The 17,072-nt window shown below is 67.7% G+C and carries 12 protein-coding genes and 1 tRNA gene; 9 read left to right on the top strand and 4 right to left on the bottom strand.

The annotated features are described in order from the left end of the window. Positions 1 to 35 precede the first annotated feature (35 nt). The 5 genes from K309_RS0106895 (at position 36) to K309_RS36070 (ending at position 5,132) form a co-directional block, all read left to right on the top strand. On the top strand, positions 36 to 1,400 hold the full coding sequence (locus tag K309_RS0106895) for a replication-associated recombination protein A (protein ID WP_029045735.1): 1,365 nt from the start codon (positions 36 to 38) through the stop codon (positions 1,398 to 1,400). A gap of 81 nt (positions 1,401 to 1,481) precedes the next feature. Further along, positions 1,482 to 2,786: a serine--tRNA ligase gene (serS, locus tag K309_RS0106890; RefSeq protein WP_029045734.1), complete on the top strand. Its 1,305-nt coding sequence runs from the start codon at positions 1,482 to 1,484 to the stop codon at positions 2,784 to 2,786. Positions 2,787 to 2,866: 80 nt separating this feature from the next. After that, a tRNA-Ser gene (locus K309_RS0106885) sits at positions 2,867 to 2,956 on the top strand. 177 nt (positions 2,957 to 3,133) lie between these two features. Then, a complete protein-coding gene (locus K309_RS0106880; protein ID WP_051320364.1) occupies positions 3,134 to 4,021 on the top strand; it encodes a DUF1653 domain-containing protein in 888 nt (295 codons plus the stop codon). After that, complete coding sequence (locus K309_RS36070; protein WP_051320363.1) at positions 4,014 to 5,132, top strand: phosphatase PAP2 family protein; 1,119 nt, start codon at positions 4,014 to 4,016, stop codon at positions 5,130 to 5,132. The genes K309_RS0106880 and K309_RS36070 overlap by 8 nt, the downstream gene beginning before the upstream one ends. On the opposite strand, the gene paeA is transcribed toward K309_RS36070, so the two are convergent. Further along, positions 5,020 to 6,333: a polyamine export protein PaeA gene (gene paeA, locus K309_RS0106870; protein ID WP_029045732.1), complete on the bottom strand. Its 1,314-nt coding sequence runs from the start codon at positions 6,331 to 6,333 to the stop codon at positions 5,020 to 5,022. The two genes, K309_RS36070 and paeA, sit on opposite strands and share 113 nt — an antisense overlap. A gap of 91 nt (positions 6,334 to 6,424) precedes the next feature. Further along, positions 6,425 to 7,411 (bottom strand): LysR family transcriptional regulator, encoded by a 987-nt coding sequence (locus K309_RS36065; RefSeq protein ID WP_051320362.1) that lies wholly within the window; start codon positions 7,409 to 7,411, stop codon positions 6,425 to 6,427. A 137-nt stretch (positions 7,412 to 7,548) separates the two neighbouring features. Here K309_RS36065 and K309_RS0106860 point away from each other — a divergent pair, with 137 nt between their 5' ends. From K309_RS0106860 to K309_RS0106845, 4 genes are all read left to right on the top strand, one after another. Then, the gene (locus K309_RS0106860) at positions 7,549 to 8,832 is read left to right on the top strand and encodes a D-amino acid dehydrogenase (RefSeq protein WP_029045731.1); all 1,284 of its coding nucleotides are present in this window, start codon (positions 7,549 to 7,551) and stop codon (positions 8,830 to 8,832) included. A 99-nt stretch (positions 8,833 to 8,931) separates the two neighbouring features. Next, the gene (locus K309_RS0106855) at positions 8,932 to 9,852 is read left to right on the top strand and encodes a glutamate/aspartate ABC transporter substrate-binding protein (protein WP_029045730.1); all 921 of its coding nucleotides are present in this window, start codon (positions 8,932 to 8,934) and stop codon (positions 9,850 to 9,852) included. 219 nt (positions 9,853 to 10,071) lie between these two features. Beyond that, the gene (locus K309_RS0106850; RefSeq protein WP_029045729.1) at positions 10,072 to 10,893 is read left to right on the top strand and encodes a transporter substrate-binding domain-containing protein; all 822 of its coding nucleotides are present in this window, start codon (positions 10,072 to 10,074) and stop codon (positions 10,891 to 10,893) included. Positions 10,894 to 11,016: 123 nt separating this feature from the next. Beyond that, positions 11,017 to 11,676 (top strand): amino acid ABC transporter permease, encoded by a 660-nt coding sequence (locus K309_RS0106845; RefSeq protein WP_029045728.1) that lies wholly within the window; start codon positions 11,017 to 11,019, stop codon positions 11,674 to 11,676. Positions 11,677 to 11,804: 128 nt separating this feature from the next. Here K309_RS0106845 and cphA (K309_RS0106840) read toward each other — a convergent pair whose 3' ends face one another. Next, positions 11,805 to 14,375: a cyanophycin synthetase gene (cphA, locus tag K309_RS0106840; protein ID WP_029045727.1), complete on the bottom strand. Its 2,571-nt coding sequence runs from the start codon at positions 14,373 to 14,375 to the stop codon at positions 11,805 to 11,807. A 43-nt stretch (positions 14,376 to 14,418) separates the two neighbouring features. Further along, positions 14,419 to 17,055, bottom strand: a complete 2,637-nt coding sequence (cphA, locus tag K309_RS0106835; RefSeq protein ID WP_029045726.1) for a cyanophycin synthetase — start codon at positions 17,053 to 17,055, stop codon at positions 14,419 to 14,421. Positions 17,056 to 17,072: the final 17 nt, after the last annotated feature.

Below are 17,072 nucleotides of genomic sequence, written 5' to 3'. Positions count from 1 at the left end.
CACTGTGGCGTTCTGCAATCGCAAGGTTTGATGACGTGGCGGACTCGCTGTTCTCCGATACCCCTGACCGTTCCCGCCAACCGCTGGCCGAGCGCCTGCGGCCGCGCACCATCGACGAGGTGATCGGGCAGCAGCACCTGCTGGGCCCGGGCAAGCCGCTGCGCGTGGCGTTCGAGTCTGGCGAGCCGCATTCGATGATCCTGTGGGGCCCGCCCGGCGTGGGCAAGACCACCCTGGCGCGGCTGATGGCCGATGCCTTCGACGCCGAGTTCATCGCGCTGTCGGCGGTGCTGTCGGGCGTCAAGGACATCCGCGAGGCGGTGGAGCGCGCCGAGCAGTTCCGCGCGCACGGGCGGCGCACGCTGGTGTTCGTCGACGAGGTGCACCGCTTCAACAAGAGCCAGCAGGATGCCTTCCTGCCGCACGTCGAGAGCGGGCTGTTCACCTTCATCGGCGCGACCACCGAGAATCCATCCTTCGAGGTCAACGGCGCACTGCTGTCGCGCGCGGCGGTCTATGTGCTCAAGAGCCTGGACGATGCCGAGCTGACCCAGCTGGCCCTGCGCGCCTCCGAAGAACTGGGAGGCATCAGCTGGCAGGACGAGGCCCTTGCGCTGATCGTGGCATCGGCCGACGGCGACGGGCGCAAGTTGCTGAACAACATAGAGATCGTGGCGCGCGCCGCGCGTACCGCCGGCGCCGCGCAGATCGATACCGCGCTGCTGGGCAGCGCGCTGTCGGAAAACCTGCGCCGCTTCGACAAGGGCGGCGATGCCTTCTACGACCAGATCAGCGCGCTGCACAAATCGGTGCGGGGCTCGGACCCCGATGCCGCGCTGTACTGGTTCTGCCGCATGATCGATGGCGGCGCCGATCCGCGCTACCTCGCGCGGCGCATCGTGCGCATGGCGTGGGAAGACATCGGGCTGGCCGATCCGCGCGCCGCGCGCATCACGCTGGATGCGGCGGAGACCTACGAGCGGCTGGGTTCGCCCGAAGGGGAGCTGGCGCTGGGCCAGGCGCTGATCTACCTGGCCGTCGCGCCCAAGTCCAATGCCGGCTACAACGCGTACAACGCGGCGCGCGCCTTCGTCGGCAAGGACAAGTCGCGCGCGGTGCCGGTGCACTTGCGCAATGCGCCGACCAGGCTGATGAAGGAGCTTGGCTACGGCCATGCTTACCGCTACGCGCACGACGAGCCCGAAGCCTACGCCGCCGGGGAGCATTACTTTCCGGACGACCTGAAGGCGCAGGGCTGGTACCAGCCGGTGCCGCGCGGGCTGGAAGGCAAGATCGCCGAGAAGCTGCGCCACTTGCGCGAACTGGACGATGCCTGGCATCGCGAGCAGCGTGCCGCGAAGCCGAAGGACCACGGCAAGGGCGGCAAGACCAGCGAATAGGTTTGCCTGTTTGCCAACGTGTGTGCAGTAAAATGGCGGGTCCGCCGGCATGTCGCTGGCCCTGCACTTCAAACAAGCAACATGCTCGACATCCAGCTGTTCCGCAAAGACATCGACGCCGTGGCGCAACGCCTTGCCACGCGCGGCTTCCAACTCGACGTGGCGGCGTTCCAGGCACTCGAGGCCGAACGCAAGCAACTGCAGACCCAGACCGAGGAACTGCAGGCGCGCCGCAACAGCCTGTCCAAGCAGATCGGCATGCTCAAGGGCAAGGGCGAGGACGCCTCGGCGGTGATGGCGGAAGTGGGCGGCATCGGCGACACGCTCAAGGCGGCGGCCGCGCGGCTCGACGAGATCCAGGCGCATCTGTCTGATCTGATGCTGTCGATCCCCAACCTGCCGCACGAAAGCGTGCCGGTGGGTAACGACGAGACCCAGAACGTCGAGGTGCGCCGCGTGGGCGAGCCGCGCCGGTTCGACTTTGAAGTGCGCGACCACGTCGACGTGGGCGAGAAGCTGGGCCTGGACTTCGACACCGCGGTCAAGGTGACCGGCTCGCGCTTCTCGATGCTGCGCGGCGGCGTGGCGCGCATGAACCGCGCGCTGGTGCAGCTGATGCTCGATACCCATACGCAGGAGCACGGCTATACCGAGATGTACGTGCCGTATATCGTCAACGCGGCATCGATGCGCGGCACCGGCCAGCTGCCCAAGTTCGAGGAAGACCTGTTCAAGGTGCCGCGCAAGGTGGGTAGCGAGGAAGGGGAGCGCATCGAGAACTTCTACCTGATCCCGACCGCCGAGGTGCCGCTGACCAATATCGTGCGCGACGCCATCGTCGCCGGCGAGAAGCTGCCGCTGCGCTTCGTCGCGCATACGCCGTGCTTCCGCTCGGAAGCGGGTTCGTACGGCAAGGACACGCGCGGCATGATCCGCCAGCACCAGTTCGACAAGGTCGAGCTGGTGCAGGTCGTTCCGGCCGCGCAATCGTTCGACGCGCTGGAAGAGCTGACGAGCCACGCCGAGGCGATCCTGAAGAAGCTGGAACTGCCGTTCCGCACCATCGTGCTGTGCACGGGCGACATGGGCTTCGGCAGCACCAAGACCTATGACCTCGAAGTGTGGATCCCGGCGCAGAACACCTACCGCGAGATCAGCTCGTGCTCGAACATGGGCGACTTCCAGGCGCGCCGCATGCAGGCGCGCATGCGCGCGGGGCAGGGCAAGCCGGAACTGGTGCACACGCTGAACGGCTCGGGCCTGGCCGTGGGCCGCACGCTGGTGGCAATCCTCGAGAACTACCAGAACGCCGACGGCTCGGTCACGGTGCCGTCCGCGTTGCAGCCCTACATGGGCGGCGTCACTCGCCTGGAACCGGAGCTGTAAAAAATCTGTTGCCGGCCTCTTGCACTGGCCGGCACGGTGTGGCTATAATCTCGGTTTCGCCACACGGCAAAGCAGTTACCGGAGAGGTGGCAGAGTGGTCGAATGTACCTGACTCGAAATCAGGCGTACCGGCGACGGTACCGTGGGTTCGAATCCCACCCTCTCCGCCAGACAAGAAGCTGCCCGGTCTCGACCGCCGGACAGGCAACAACAGTGTAGTAAAACTCAGGCCGACGCCCACGCAAGTGAGCGTCGGTTTTGTTTTTTTGCGGTCGGTTTCATTGCAGCCAGCGCCTGGCGGTGCACTATCATGGCGATCCAGCGGACTGCCATGAACGAGGCCACCGATGACACTGCCACCCGCCACGCCTGCCGAATTCCACGGCGACCCCGCCGAACTGCCCGACGACCCTGACCTCATTGCCGGCATGCCGTACCGCCACCATAAGGGCGGTGCCTATGCCGTCGTGGGTATCGGTCGCCTTGAGGCCGACCTTGCGCCGGCTGTCGTCTATCGCGCGATGCGCGATCCCGCCTTGCTCTGGGTGCGCCGCGCCGACGTATTCACCGAACCCGTGACGACGCCGCAGGGCGAGGTGCCGCGCTTTGCCCCGGACTGGCCCGCGGCGCTGGCCTGCCTCGACTTCCTGCCACGCAAGACGGTGCTGGATGTGCTGGCGCTGTATGACTCGGCATACCGGCACTACCACGGGCGCCGCCATGTCCTCGAGATGTTCGAAGTCGCCCACGCGCGCGGCGTCGCGCTGGATCCGGCGCAGGCGCTGGCGGTGCTGTGCCACGACGCGGTCTATGTGCCGGGTTGCGAGCACAACGAGTCGGCTTCGGCTGCCCTGGTGGAGACCATTGCGCCGGAGGTGGACCGTACCGACCTCGGCCGTGCCGCGCAGATCGTGCGCGACACCCGCACGCATACGCCCACCATCGACGGCGCGGACACCGTGCTCGATCTCGACCTGTTCCGGCTGGCCGCGCCGCCCGGCATATTCGATGCCCACAGCGCCGATGTCTTCGCCGAGAACCGCGCCATGCTGGCCGCGCGCACCGGTTTGCACGGCGATGCACTGCTGGCGGAGTTCGGGCGCCACCGTGCCGCCTTCCTCGGCGAACTGGCGCAGCGGCCGCGCCTGTTCCTGACGCCGGCCTTTGCCGACTGCGAGGCGCCGGCGCGCGGCAATATCGCGCGCATCGGCGGCACCGGCGTGTCGCGTGCCTGAACTGCCGGCGCGCGTGGGCGCGATCGCCGATGCATGGCTGACGCCCGGCACGGCGCTGGGATTGCTCGGGTTGTTCACGCTTGCCACTGTGTTGCTGCTGTGCCTGGTGGCGCTGTTGCGCCCGCTGGTGCGCTGGCTCGACGGCATGCGCGTCTGGGGCGCCGGTGCCTTGTCGACGCGCGTGGCCGCACAGCACCGGCCGCGCCGGTTGAGCACGCTGACGCTGCGCGTGCTGGAACGCGATATCGCCGAACTGCTGCTGGTGCTCGTGGCCGGCGCCGCGCTGCTGGCTTGCGGAGCAGCGCTGTTCTGGCTCGCCGCCGAAATCGCGCAGGGCGAGGAAGTGGTCCGTCTCGACCAGCTGGTGTTCGCGCAGCTGCGCGCATGGCGTCGCGGCTGGCTCGATATCGCCATGGTCGCGGTGACCGAGCTGGGCGGTGCGCGCATCTCGGTGGCGGTCGGCGTGGCGGTGTTCGCGTGGCTGTGGTGGCGGCGCGCGTGGGTTACGGCGCTGTACTGGGCCGCGGCGCTGCTCGGCGCGCGCGCCTGCGTGATGGCGCTCAAGTTCGGCATGGCGCGGGTGCGGCCGGCCAGCATCTATAGCGGGCTGGAGTCGTATTCCTTTCCCAGCGGCCACGCCACCAGCAGCATGGTGACGTACGGCTTCCTGGCGTTCCTGCTGTGCCTGCGCCAGCCATGGCGCGTGCGCATCCCGGTGCTGGCGCTGACCGTGGTGGCGGTGGTGGCGATCGGAGTGTCGCGGCTGTACCTGGGCATGCACTGGCTGTCCGACGTGGCAGCGGGCTATGCGCTGGGGCTGGCGTGGATCGCGTTGCTCGGCACCGCCTACCGCACGCTGCACGTGCCGGCGCCACGGGATGTGGTGGCGCCGTGGCGGCTCGGCGCGGTGGCCGCGGCCGCGGTGGTGGTGGCGTTCAGCTACGTGGCGTGGTTCCGCATGCCGGATACGCTGGAGCGTTATCGGCAGGCAGGATCGGCTACGGCTGCCGCGCAGCAGGCTCTTCTGGCGCGGGCAGGCGCGATACCAGCAGCTGGTCGATCTTGTGATGGTCGATGTCCAGCACTTCAAAGCGATAGCCCGCCACGGTAATTGACTCGGATTTCTTCGGGATGCGCTTGAGCGCGTAGATCACCAGCCCGCCGGCGGTGTCGACATAGTCCTCCCCGGGCAGGGCATCGAGTTCCAGCGCTTTCTTCAGGTCCACCAGCGGCGTCAGGCCGTCGACCAGCCACGAGCTGTCGTCGCGGCGCACGATCTGCTCGTCTTCGCTGGAGTAGAGGATGTCGCCCATCAGCGCGCCGACGATATCGTCGAGCGTGACGATGCCCACCACCAGCCCGTACTCGTTCATGACCACGGCAAAGTTCTGGTGCATCTCGCGGAAGCGCGTCAGCCCCTCGGACAGCGTCAGCGTGTCGGGGATCACCAGCACGTTCTTGTCGTGGTGGCGGCCGATATTGCCGATCACCGCGGCGGTCTCGTCGGCCAGCAGCAGCTGCAGGATGTCCTTGGAATCGATATAGCCCTGCACGTCATCCAGGTCGTGCCCGCACACCGGGTATTGCGCATGCGGCTGGTTGACCAGCTTGCGCCGAACGCTGTCGGCTGGCTCGTCCAGGCTCAGCCAGACCACGTCGTCGCGTGGCGTCATGATCGCGGTGATGCCCTTGAAGCCGAGCTCGAACACATTCTCGATCAGGTGCAGCTCATGCTTGTGCAGCACGCCCGCCTCGGCCCCGGCATCGACCATGGCGGCGATGTCCTCGGTGGTGATCTGGTCGACCGGCTTGGTCGGCAGTCGCAGCAGCCGCAGCGCGGCATCGGCGGCGGCGTTGAAGACCCACACCAGCGGCTTGAGCACGCGCAGCAGCGTCAGCATGGGGGCGATCACGGCCAGCGCGCACGCTTCCGGGAATGTCATTGCGATGCGCTTGGGGATCAGGTCGGCAAACTGGATGAACAGCAGCGTCACGATCAGGAACGAGCCGATATTGGCCACGCGCTGCGCGTGGACCACCTGCATATACGGCGACAGCGTTTCCAGCAGCAGGTCGGACACGTGCTTCTCGCAGAGGATACCGGCGAGGATGGCCACGCTGTTGACGCCGATCTGCACGATGGTGAAGAAATTCCCTGGCTCTTCCTTGAGCAGCAGTACGCGCGTGGCGCGGCCATCGCCGCGATCGGACAAGACCTGGAGCTTGGTGCGGCGTGCGGCGGTCAGCGCGATCTCGGAGATGGAGAAGAAGGCGCTGACCAGGACAAGGGCGATCAGGGTCAGGACGAACATAGGCGGTCTGGCGCTTGCGGCCAGCGAGTGCAGGCGTCCTGAATGATGGTGCACCGCCTGTAACGCTGTCAAATCGGCGCCGGCGCGGCTGTCACTCCAGTATCGCCGTGCGCACCCTGGCGCCGCCCGGCAGCGCGCCGTCCAGGCTGACCACCGGCGTTTCCAGCCGCTGCGGCAGCGTGGCCGCCAGTTCCTGTGCGGCCTGCGCGAACTGCACGCGCAGGTCGTCGGCCAGGCTGGAGCCGGCGCGGTGGCTGGCGCGCAGCATCTGGATCTCGAACGGCAGTTCCGGCGCCACGTCATGCAGCGCCACATGGGCGGGGTTGGCGCTGAGCGCGGTGTACTGGTCCAGCAGCGTCAGGCCGAGTCCGGCATCGACCAGCGCCAGCGCCAGCGAGTAGGTCTGCACCTCCAGCGTCGAGCGCGGCTCGAGCGCGTGCCGCGCCAAGGTCTGGCGCACCAGCAGGCCGAGTGAGCTGTTGTCGTCATAGCCGATGAAGGGGCGGTCCATCAGCCGCTGCATCGGCACCTGGCGGCGGCGCCCTGCGGCGGGCAGCGGCTGGCCGCGCGGCACCGCCAGCAACATGCGGCCGCTGGCCACCGGTTCGCTTGAAATGGCCTCGTGGCGCGGCGGCGAGAAGGCGAAACCCAGGTCGATCTGGTTGGCCAGCAGCGCGCCGACGATCTCATCGGTATGGTGGGTCAGCACCTGCACCTGGGTGTCGGGGTGGCGCGCGCAGAAGCGCCGCACCGCCGGCACCAGCAGCGGGTTGGCCAGGCTCGGCGTGGCCGCCACGCGCAGGCGCCCGGCGCCCTTGTGGCGCAGGCTTTCCGAGACGCGCCGCACCCGCTCGATCTCGCCGTATAGCCTTTCGACATCGCCATACAAGGCGTTTGCCTCAGGCGTCGGCTGCAGCCGCCCGCGCACGCGTTCGAACAGGCGAAAGCCGAGCGAGGCCTCGGCATGCTGCAGCACGCGCGTGACCACGGGCTGGGACACATGCAGCAGGCGCGCGGCTTCGCTGACGGTGCCGGTCAGCATCACGGCGCGGAAGACTTCGATCTGGCGCAGGCGCATGGGATTTGGGGCGTCTGGAACGATAGGCACAGGCCATCCATAGCCTGAAGACATATTCTGGCACGTATTCGCATTGGGCAAGCCGGCCCCGCTGTTTTACGCTCTGGCATCGGTCTTTTGATGCGGCAAGGAAGTCAATGCGGGTAGTGATCGTGGGCGCCGGCGTGGTCGGCATGACAACGGCGTGGCGCCTGGCCCAGGACGGGCACGAGGTGACGGTGCTGGAACGGCACCAGGGTCCGGGCGAGGAAACCAGCTTTGCCAATGGCGGGCAGCTCAGCTACAGCTACGTGGCGCCGCTGGCCGGACCGGGCGTGATGGGCAAGGTGCCGGGCTGGCTGCTGCGGCGCGATTCGCCGATGCGCTTCCGCCCTGTAGCCGATCCCGCGCAATGGCGCTGGCTGGCCGCCTTCATGGGCGCCTGCAATGCCAGCACCAGCGAGGCCACCACGCGCAAGCTGCTGCGCCTGGGTTTCTACTCGCGCGACCAGCTCCAGGCGTTCGTGGCGCAGCACGAGCATGAGGACAGCGGTTTCGGCTTCGACTTTGCGCGGCGCGGCAAGCTGGTGGTGCATCGCGATGAAGCGGCGTTCGCCTCGGCCTGCCGGCTGCTGGACTACCAGGCCAGCCTGGGCTGCGAGCAGCAGGCGATGGACCGTGATGCCTGCGTCGCGCTGGAGCCTGCGCTGGCCGGCATCCGCAACGAGATCGCCGGCGCCATCTACACGCCGAGCGAGGAGGTGGGCGATTGCCACCGCTTCTGCGTGTCGCTGGCACGGTTGGTGCAACACGGCGGCGGCACTGGCGTGTCGCTGCGCTTCGGCACCGTGGTGCAGGGGCTGGTGCAGCAGGGCGGGCGCGTGACCGGCGTGCGCACCGACACCGGCGAGGTGCCGGCCGACGTGGTCGTGGTCGCGGGCGGCATCGGCAGCGTGCCGCTGCTGCGCCCGCTGGGCGTGCGGCCGATGCTGTGGCCGCTCAAGGGCTACAGCATCACGGTGCCGCTGGCCAGCGGCGCACGCGCGCCACATATCAGCGTAACGGATTTCGCCAACAAGATCGTTTACGCGCGGATCGGCAATACACTGCGGGTGGCGGGCATGGCCGACCTGGTGCGCGGCGGCACCCGCATCGACCCGGAGCGGGTCGGCACTCTGGTGGCGCAGACACGCGCACTGTTCGACGGCATCGTGCCTGACCTGCCGCTGGCGCAATTGCAGCCGTGGGCGGGGCTGCGCCCGGCCACGCCGGACGGGCTGCCGCTGATCGGGCCATCGCGCGTGTCGGGCTTGTGGCTGAACCTCGGCCACGGCGCGCTGGGCTTCACGCTGGCGATGGGCAGCGCCGGTTTGCTGGCCGACCGGCTGGCGGGGCGTCGCCCGGCCCTCGACGCCGCGGATTTCGATGCCGCGCGCGCTTAGCGCAGCGCCATGCAGCAATGGTTCCTGCAGTACCCGTGAGTTCGCATTACCTCGAGAAAACGAGCCTCAATGACCAAGCCCCACTACAAGGAGCGCGACATGAAACCACTGCACACCCGCCCAGCCACCCGTCCTGTCACCCGCCATATTCTCGCGGCCGCCGCGCTGCTGCTCGCTGCCGGCGCGGCCCAGGCTGCCGACGGCGACACGCTGAAGAAGATCAAGGACAGCGGCGTGATCTCGCTGGGCTACCGCGAATCGTCGATCCCGTTCTCGTACACCGACGGCAAGGAGGTGATGGGCTACTCGCACGAGATCCTGCTGCAGATCGTCGACAAGGTGAAGAGCGAGCTGAAGATGCCGAACCTGCAGGTGCGGCTGACGCCGATCACCTCGCAGAACCGCATCCCGCTGGTGCAGAACGGCACCATCGACATCGAATGCGGCAGCACCACCAATAACCTGGAGCGCCAGAAGCAGGTGGCATTCTCCAACAGCCTGTTCGTCTACGGCATCAAGATGCTGACCAAGAAGGACTCCGGCGTGAAGGAGTTCACTGACCTGAAGGACCGCAACGTGGTCACCACCGCTGGCACCACCGGCGAGCGCCTGCTGGTCAAGATGAACGGCGAGAAAGCGATGAACATGAACCTGATCAGCACCAAGGACCATGGCCAGTCCTTCCTGATCCTGGAAAGCGGCCGCGCCGCTGCCTTCGTCATGGACGAGCCGCTGCTGTATGGCGAGCGCACCAAGGCCAAGAGTGCGGGTGATTGGGTGGTGGTCGGCGCTCCGCTGCAGACCGAGAACTATGCCTGCATGTTCCGCAAGGACGATCCTTCGTTCAAGAAGCTGGCTGACGGGGTGATCGCCGACCTGCAGACCAGCGGCCGCGCGGAGAAGCTCTACAACAAGTGGTTCATGTCGCCGATCCCGCCGCGCAACATCAACATGAACTACCCGCTGTCGGCAGACATGAAGGCGCTGTTCGCGGCACCCAACGACAAGGCCTACCAGTAACGGGGGAGGGGGCATGGCCGCCGTGGCGCATGGATCGCCCCGGCGGTTATATAGCCATGATGAATCGTTATTTCGCCTTCGATAGCGTTTGCGGTAGTGTAGAGCCCGATATAGGCTCATAGCAGCACAACCGGCCGGCAGCCTGCCACGAGAGGCCAGCCGGTGTTGCCTGCCCACTTGCTGCCTCATTGCCGTCTATGCGCATTCACTGGAGAACATATGCGATCGATTCGTACTGGCTGGTTCAAGTCGCTGCTGGCGGCCTCGCTGATGGCCGGGGCCGGCCTGGCGGCCACCGCGGCCCATGCCGCTGACCTGCTCGATACCGTCAAGCAGGCTGGCGTGCTCAAGATCGGACTGGAGGGCACGTACCCGCCGTTCGGCTTCCGCGGCGCCAAGAACGAGCTGGAAGGGTTTGATGTCGACGTGGCGCGTGCGGTGGCGGGCAAGCTCGGGGTCAAGCCCGAGTTCGTCACCACGGAATGGAGCGGCATCATTGCCGGCCTGCAGGCGGGCAAGTTCGACGTGATCGTCAACCAGGTCAACGTCACGCCGCAGCGCCAGCAGGTGCTGGACTTTTCTACGCCCTACGTCTACTCCGATGCGCAACTGATCCAGCGCAAGGACGACAAGCGCCAGTTCAAGTCGCTGGAAGACCTGAAGGGCCACAAGCTCGGCGTCAGCCTGGGGAGCAATTACAACGAACTGGCGAAGTCGGTGGCGGGCATCGACGTCAAGACTTATCCCGGCGCGCCCGAGTACCTGCGCGACCTGGCGGCACAACGCGTCGACGCCGCGCTGAACGACCGGCTGATGGTCGCCTACCTGGTCAAGACCGCCAACCTGCCGCTGCGGCCTGGCGCGATCGTGGCGGGTGCCACCACGCAGGTGGCCATCCCGTTCCGCAAGGACAACCCCAAGTTCGCGCAGGCCATCAACCACGCGCTGGAAGACCTGGGCAAGGACGGCACGCTTGGCAAGCTGTCGGTGAAGTGGTTCGGTACCGACGTGACCAAGCCCGCCGGCAAGGCGGTCAAGTAAGCCGATCAAGTAAGCCGATCAAGTAAGCCGGCCAGCGAGCCGGGCGGTATCATGTCGCGGCGCGGCGGCCTGCATGGCTGCCGCGCCGCTTTGTTTTCTTACCTTTAGTCCGCCGTCACGCCCATGTCCGCTCTCCAGCTTGTCATCGATTCCCTGCCCGTGCTGCTGCAGGGTACGCTGCTGACCATCAAGTTCGCATTGTGGTCGATGCTGTTCGGGCTGGTGATCGGCACCGTGGTGGCGCTGATGGGCATCAGCCACAGCCGCCCGCTCAAGGCGGTGGCGCGCACCTATGTCAGCATCATGCGCGGCACGCCGCTGCTGGTGCAGATCTTTGTCGTGTACTACGGACTGCCGGGTGTCGGCATCGCGCTGGAGCCCACGCCGGCCGGCGTGCTGACGCTGAGCCTGAACGTGGGGGCGTACCTGTCGGAAAGCATGCGCGGCGCCATCCTGGGCGTGGCGCGCGGACAATGGCTGGCGGCGTACAGCCTGGGACTGACGCCGGCGCAGGCGCTGCGCTACGTGGTGGGCCCGCAGGCGCTGCGGCTGGCGGTGCCGAGTTTGTCGAACAGCCTGATCAGCCTGATCAAGGATACGTCGCTGGTGTCGGTGATCACGGTGACGGAACTGCTGCGCACCGCGCAGGAGGTCATCGCGGCGACGTACCAGCCCTTGCCGCTGTACCTGGCGGTGGCGGCGATCTACTGGGTGTTGAGCACGGGGTTGTCAGGGCTGCAGCATATGCTGGAGCGGCGGTTGTCGTTGCCGGCGAGGCATTGAGATCAGCCTTCCTACACGCAAAAAGGCCAGTTCTGCGGAACTGGCCTTTTTGTTGCTGAGGAAGCTCAGATTGCGCGTGTTTGCTCCCCTTTTATGGGAGAGGGGAGCAAACCACCGGCGGAATTGAATTAACCCTGCGCGATCCGCCCCGCAATATGCCCCAGCGCCTCTTCCACCTGGTCCACCAGGACCAGGCACAGGTCGCCCGGCTTCAGGTGCGACAACGCGGTGTCGATGGCCAGGAATTCGCCGCGGATTTCCTCGACCTGGCTCGTGCGCTGCGCCCCCTGCAGGCCTTCGCGCAGCAGCGCCAGCACCTCGCCGTCGGCACGCCCGCGCTGGCACTGGTCCTGGTACAGCACCACTTCGTCAAACACGCCGCCAAGGATCTGCGTCTGCCGGCGGATGTCCTCGTCGCGGCGGTCGCCGGCACCGCTGATCACGACCAGGCGGCGGCCGGCCGGCATGGTCTCGACCGCGTTGCACAATGCCTGGATCGCGTCCGGGTTGTGGCCATAGTCGGCGATCAGCATGGCGCCCTTGTAGTCGAACACGTTGAAGCGGCCGGGAGCCGTCGCGGCGTCATTGACGAAGGTAGCCAGGCCGCGGCGGATGATGGCCCAGTCGATGCCCAGCGCCCACGTGGCGGCGATCGACGACATCGCGTTCTCGACCTGGAAGCCGATGGTGCCGTTGCGCGTCAGCGGAATCTCCGCCAGCGCCAGGCGCACCTCGGTGTCGCCTTCGGCGGCCACGATCTCGGCACCGTCGACAAAGACCACGCGCTTGCCCTGAGCGCGGTGCGTGGCCATCGCCGGCTGGTTGGGGTCGTGCGCGAAGAAGGTCACGCCGCCGGGACAGGCATCGGCCATGCGCACCACCATCGGGTCGGCGGCATTGAGGACGGCCGTGCCGTGCGGCGCGACGTTCTGCACGATCACGCTCTTGAGCACCGCCAGGTCTTCCACCGAATTGATGTACGACAGGCCCAGGTGGTCGCCTTCGCCGACATTGGTCACCACGGCCACGTCGCAACGGTCGAAGGCCAGGCCTTCCCGCAGCAGGCCGCCTCGCGCGGTTTCAAAAACGGCCGCGTCGACATCGGGGTGCAGCAGCACGTTGCGGGCGCTGCGCGGGCCGCTGCAGTCGCCGGTGTCGATGCGCTCGCCCTGGATATAGACGCCGTCGGTGCCGGTCATGCCCATGCGCAGGCCGCTGGTGGCCATGATATGGGTGATCAGGCGCACGGTCGTGGTCTTGCCGTTGGTGCCGGACACGGCCACCACCGGGATGCGGCCATCGTCGCCATCGGAGAACATGGTCGAGATGATCGCCTCGCCCACCGCGCGGCCCTTGCCGTACGATGGCTGCAGGTGCATGCGCAGGCCCGGCGCGGCGTTGACCTCGACGATGCCGCCGGCCTGTTCCTCGAACGGCTTGAGCATGGTCTCGCACACCGCGTCGACGCCGGCGATGTCCAGGCCCACCATCTGCGCCGCGGCCACGGCGCGCGCGGCGATGTCCGGGTGGACGTCGTCGGTCACGTCGGTGGCGCTGCCGCCGGTGGACAGGTTGGCGTTGTTGCGCAGTACCACGCGCGTGCCCTTGGCCGGCACGGAATCGGCGGTCAGGTGCTGCTTGGCCAGCACCGCCAGCGCGATATCGTCGAAACGGATCTTGGTCAGGGAGGTGGCATGGCCCTCGCCGCGGCGCGGGTCGCGGTTCACTTCCTCGACCAGCTCGCGCACGGTGTGCACGCCGTCGCCGGTGACCTGGGGCGGGTCGCGGCGCGCGGCCGCCACCAGTTGCTTGCCCACCACCAGCAGGCGGAAGTCATGGCCCGGGATGTAGCGCTCGACGATCACGTCGGAGCTGATGTCCGCGGCAACCTCGTAGGCCGTCATCACCTCCTCGCGGGTGCGGATGCGCACCGCCACGCCCTTGCCCTGGTTGCCGTCGCGCGGCTTGACCACCACCGGGGCGTCGATCTCCTGCGCGGCGGCCCAGGCTTCCTCGGCGCTGCGCACCGAGCGGCCCAGCGGCACCGGCACGCCGGCGGCGTGCAGCAGGCTCTTGGTCAGTTCCTTGTCCTGCGCAATCGATTCAGCCACTGCGCTGGTGCGGTCGGTTTCGGCAGCCTGGATGCGGCGCTGCTTGCTGCCCCAGCCGAACTGCACCATCGAGCCCTGCGTCAGGCGCCGGTAGGGGATGCCGCGGGCCACGCCCGCGTAGACGATCGAGCCGGTGCTGGGGCCCAGGCGCACGTCCTCGTCCAGCTCGCGCAGGCGGTGCAGCGCGTCGGCCAGGTCGAAGGCGGTGTCGTCGCGCGCGGCCAGGCACAGGACCTCGGCCAGCTCGAATGCCAGCCGGCCGACTTCTTCCTCGCTGTACTGCACGATCACCTGGTAGGTGCCGGGCTCGATCGTCTGAGCGGTGCGGCTGAATGTGACCGGGCAGCCGGCGGCCGCCTGCAGGCGCAGCGCGGCGACTTCGAGGACGTGCGCGAGCGAGAGTTCGCCCGATTCCTCGTCCGGGCGCAGCGGCCCGATCTCGGGAAAGCGCGCGCGCAGCCGGTCTTCAAAGCCGGGCAGGTCCGACAGCATGTCGGCGGTGTCCTGGCAGGCCACGATCGCTTCAACGGCGGTGTGGCGGCACCACAGGTTCGGGCCCCGCAGGGCCCGGATACGGGAGACTTCCATGGAATGGTTCCGTGTCTTCAATGCGCTGTGTTCAGGCGCCGCTTCAGGCGCGGCGCGCAGGCTGGCCCATCCACTGGTGCACCAGGTCGACGGTGGCCGCGGTGGCGGCCTCGTCGCACTGCAGCACCAGCAGGTCGCCCGGCACCAGCTGGCCGAGTGCGGTCTCGATGGCTTGGGCACGTGCGCCTTCGTCGATGATCTTGGTCACGCGGCGGCCTTCGTACAGCCCTTGCTTGAGCAGCGCGCGCGCCTCGGCATCGGCAAGGTCGCGCTTGACGCTGCGGTCTTCGCACAGGAAGACGCGGTCGAAATGCTGGCCCAGCACCTTGCCCTGACGCACCAGGTCTTCATCGAGGCGTTGCACGCCGGCACCGTAAACCACCATGCGGCGTTCGGACGGGAAACGGTCCAGCGCGACCGCCAGCGCTTCCAGCGCGGGCGCGTTGTGGGCGTCGTCGACGACCACGGTGGCGCCGTTGCGCTCGAACAGCGTGAAGCGGCCCGGCACGTCGACCTGGCCGACGTCGAAGGTCACCACGCCGGCGCGGATCAGGTCGTTGGAGATGCCCAGCGCCCAGCCCGCGGCCACGGCCGCCAGCACGTTCTCGACCTGGAATGCTACGCGGCCGGCGTAGGTCAGCGGCACCGCGGCCACGTCGACGAGCGGCGTTTCCTTGCTGCCGGTGGCCAGCACGATCTTGCCTTCGCGCACATACACTGCGCGCTTGCCTGCGGCGCGGTGCGACATGATCGCGGGCAGCTCCGGCGTCAGGCCGAAGAAGATCACGTCGCCGTCGCACAGCTCGGCCATCTCGACCAGGCGCTCGTCGCGCGCGTTCAGCACGGCGGCGCCGTCCTTGAGCACAACGTCCACCTGCGTGCGCAGCACGTTGTACATGCGGTCCTCGTCCTCGACGTAGTAGTCGCCGAGGTGGTCGGGCTGGTCGAAGTTGGTGACCACGCCGACCTGGCAGCGGTCATAGACCAGGCCTTCGGACAGGATGCTGCCGCTGTCGTTCTCGAACACGGCGGCCTCGACCGCGCGGTTCATCAGGATGCGGTGGCCGGCGTCCCAGTTGGCGCGGTCGCCGCCCTGCACCAGGCGGCGGTCCAGGAACAGGCCGTCGCTGCAGGCCAGGCCGGTATGCTTGCCAGACAGCTGCAGCAGGCGCGCGACCAGGCGCGCCACCACGGTCTTGCCGTTGGTGCCGGTCACGCCGACGACCGGGATGCGGCCGCAGTCGTCCTGCTCGGACTCGGGGAACAGGTGGTTGACGATGGCGCGGCCCACCGGACGCGGCGTGCCTTCGGCCGGCTTGATGTGCATCAGCAGGCCCGGACCGGCGTTGACCTCGACGATGGCGCCGCGCTGTTCAGCCAGCGGGCGCGAGATGTCCTCGGCCACGAGATCCACGCCGGCGATGTCCAGCCCAACCACGCGCGCGGCCAGCGACGCATGCGCGGCCACGCTCGGGTGGACGCGGTCGGTCACGTCGAAGGCAACGTTGCCGTTGCGCTGGATCAGCACGGTGCGGCCTTCCGCCGGCACCGAGCTGCCGTCCATGCCCTGGCGCTTCAGCTCCAGGCGCGCGGCGGAATCCAGGCGCACGCGGTTCAGCGGATGGTCTTCGGTGCTGCCCCGGCGCGGATCGGAATTGATCTGCAGCTCGATCAGCTCGTCGATGGTGGACTTGCCGTCGCCGACCACGCAGGCAGTCTCGCCCATCGCGGCGGCAACCATGCGGCCGCCCACCACCAGCAGGCGGTGTTCGTTACCGGGAATGAAGCGCTCGACGATGACGCCGCTGCCTTCGTCCAGCGCCACCGCGTAGGCGGTCTCGACCTCCTCGCGGGTGACCAGGTTGGTAAAGACGCCGCGGCCGTGGTTGCCGTCATAGGGCTTCACCACCACCGGCACGCCGATGTCTTCGGCGGCGTCCCAGGCGTCTTGCGGCGAGTCGACCATGCGGCCTTCCGGCACCGGCACGCCGCACGACTCGAGCAAGCTCTTGGTCAGGTCTTTGTCGCGCGAGATGCTTTCGCCGATGGCGCTGGTCCGGTCGGTCTCGGCCGTCCAGATGCGGCGCTGGCGTGCGCCATAGCCCAGCTGGACCAGGTTGCCGTCCGACAGGCGGATGGCGGGGATGTCCCGGTCGTCGGCCGCATCGACGATGCACGCGGTGCTGGGGCCGAGGCAGTGCTCGTCGACCAGGCGGCGCAGGTGGTCCACGGCGGCGGCGACGTCGAAGGGACGGTCCTCGATCGCGGCCATGACCAGATCGCGCGCGCTGAACAGGGCGGCGCGGGTGACTTCCTCGTGCCAGGCACGGACGATCACCTTGTAGACGCCGCGCACCGGGGTCTCGCGCGCCTTGCCGAAGCCGCCGGGCATGCCCGCCAGGTTCTGCAGCTCAAGCGTCACATGTTCCAGGATATGGCCGGGCCAGGTGCCTTCTTTCAGCCGCTGCAGGAAGCCGCCGCGCTCGCCGATACTGCAGCGATGCTCGATCAGCGAGGGCAGCCATGCCGCCAGGCGCTCGTAGAACCCCGGAATCGTGTTGGAGGGAAAGTCCTCCAGTTCCCCGATATCGACCCACGCCTCCAGCACGGGCCGATATGTCCACATATTCGGGCCGCGCAGCGACATGACATCGAAAATCTCAATGTCCTTCTTTTTCATTGAATTTGCTTGAGGCA

This window comes from Cupriavidus phytohabitans (assembly GCF_000426345.1).
GTDB lineage: Bacteria > Pseudomonadota > Gammaproteobacteria > Burkholderiales > Burkholderiaceae > Cupriavidus.
Note: the sequence above shows the minus strand (reverse complement) of the source record. Positions and strands in the feature narration are given on the sequence as shown.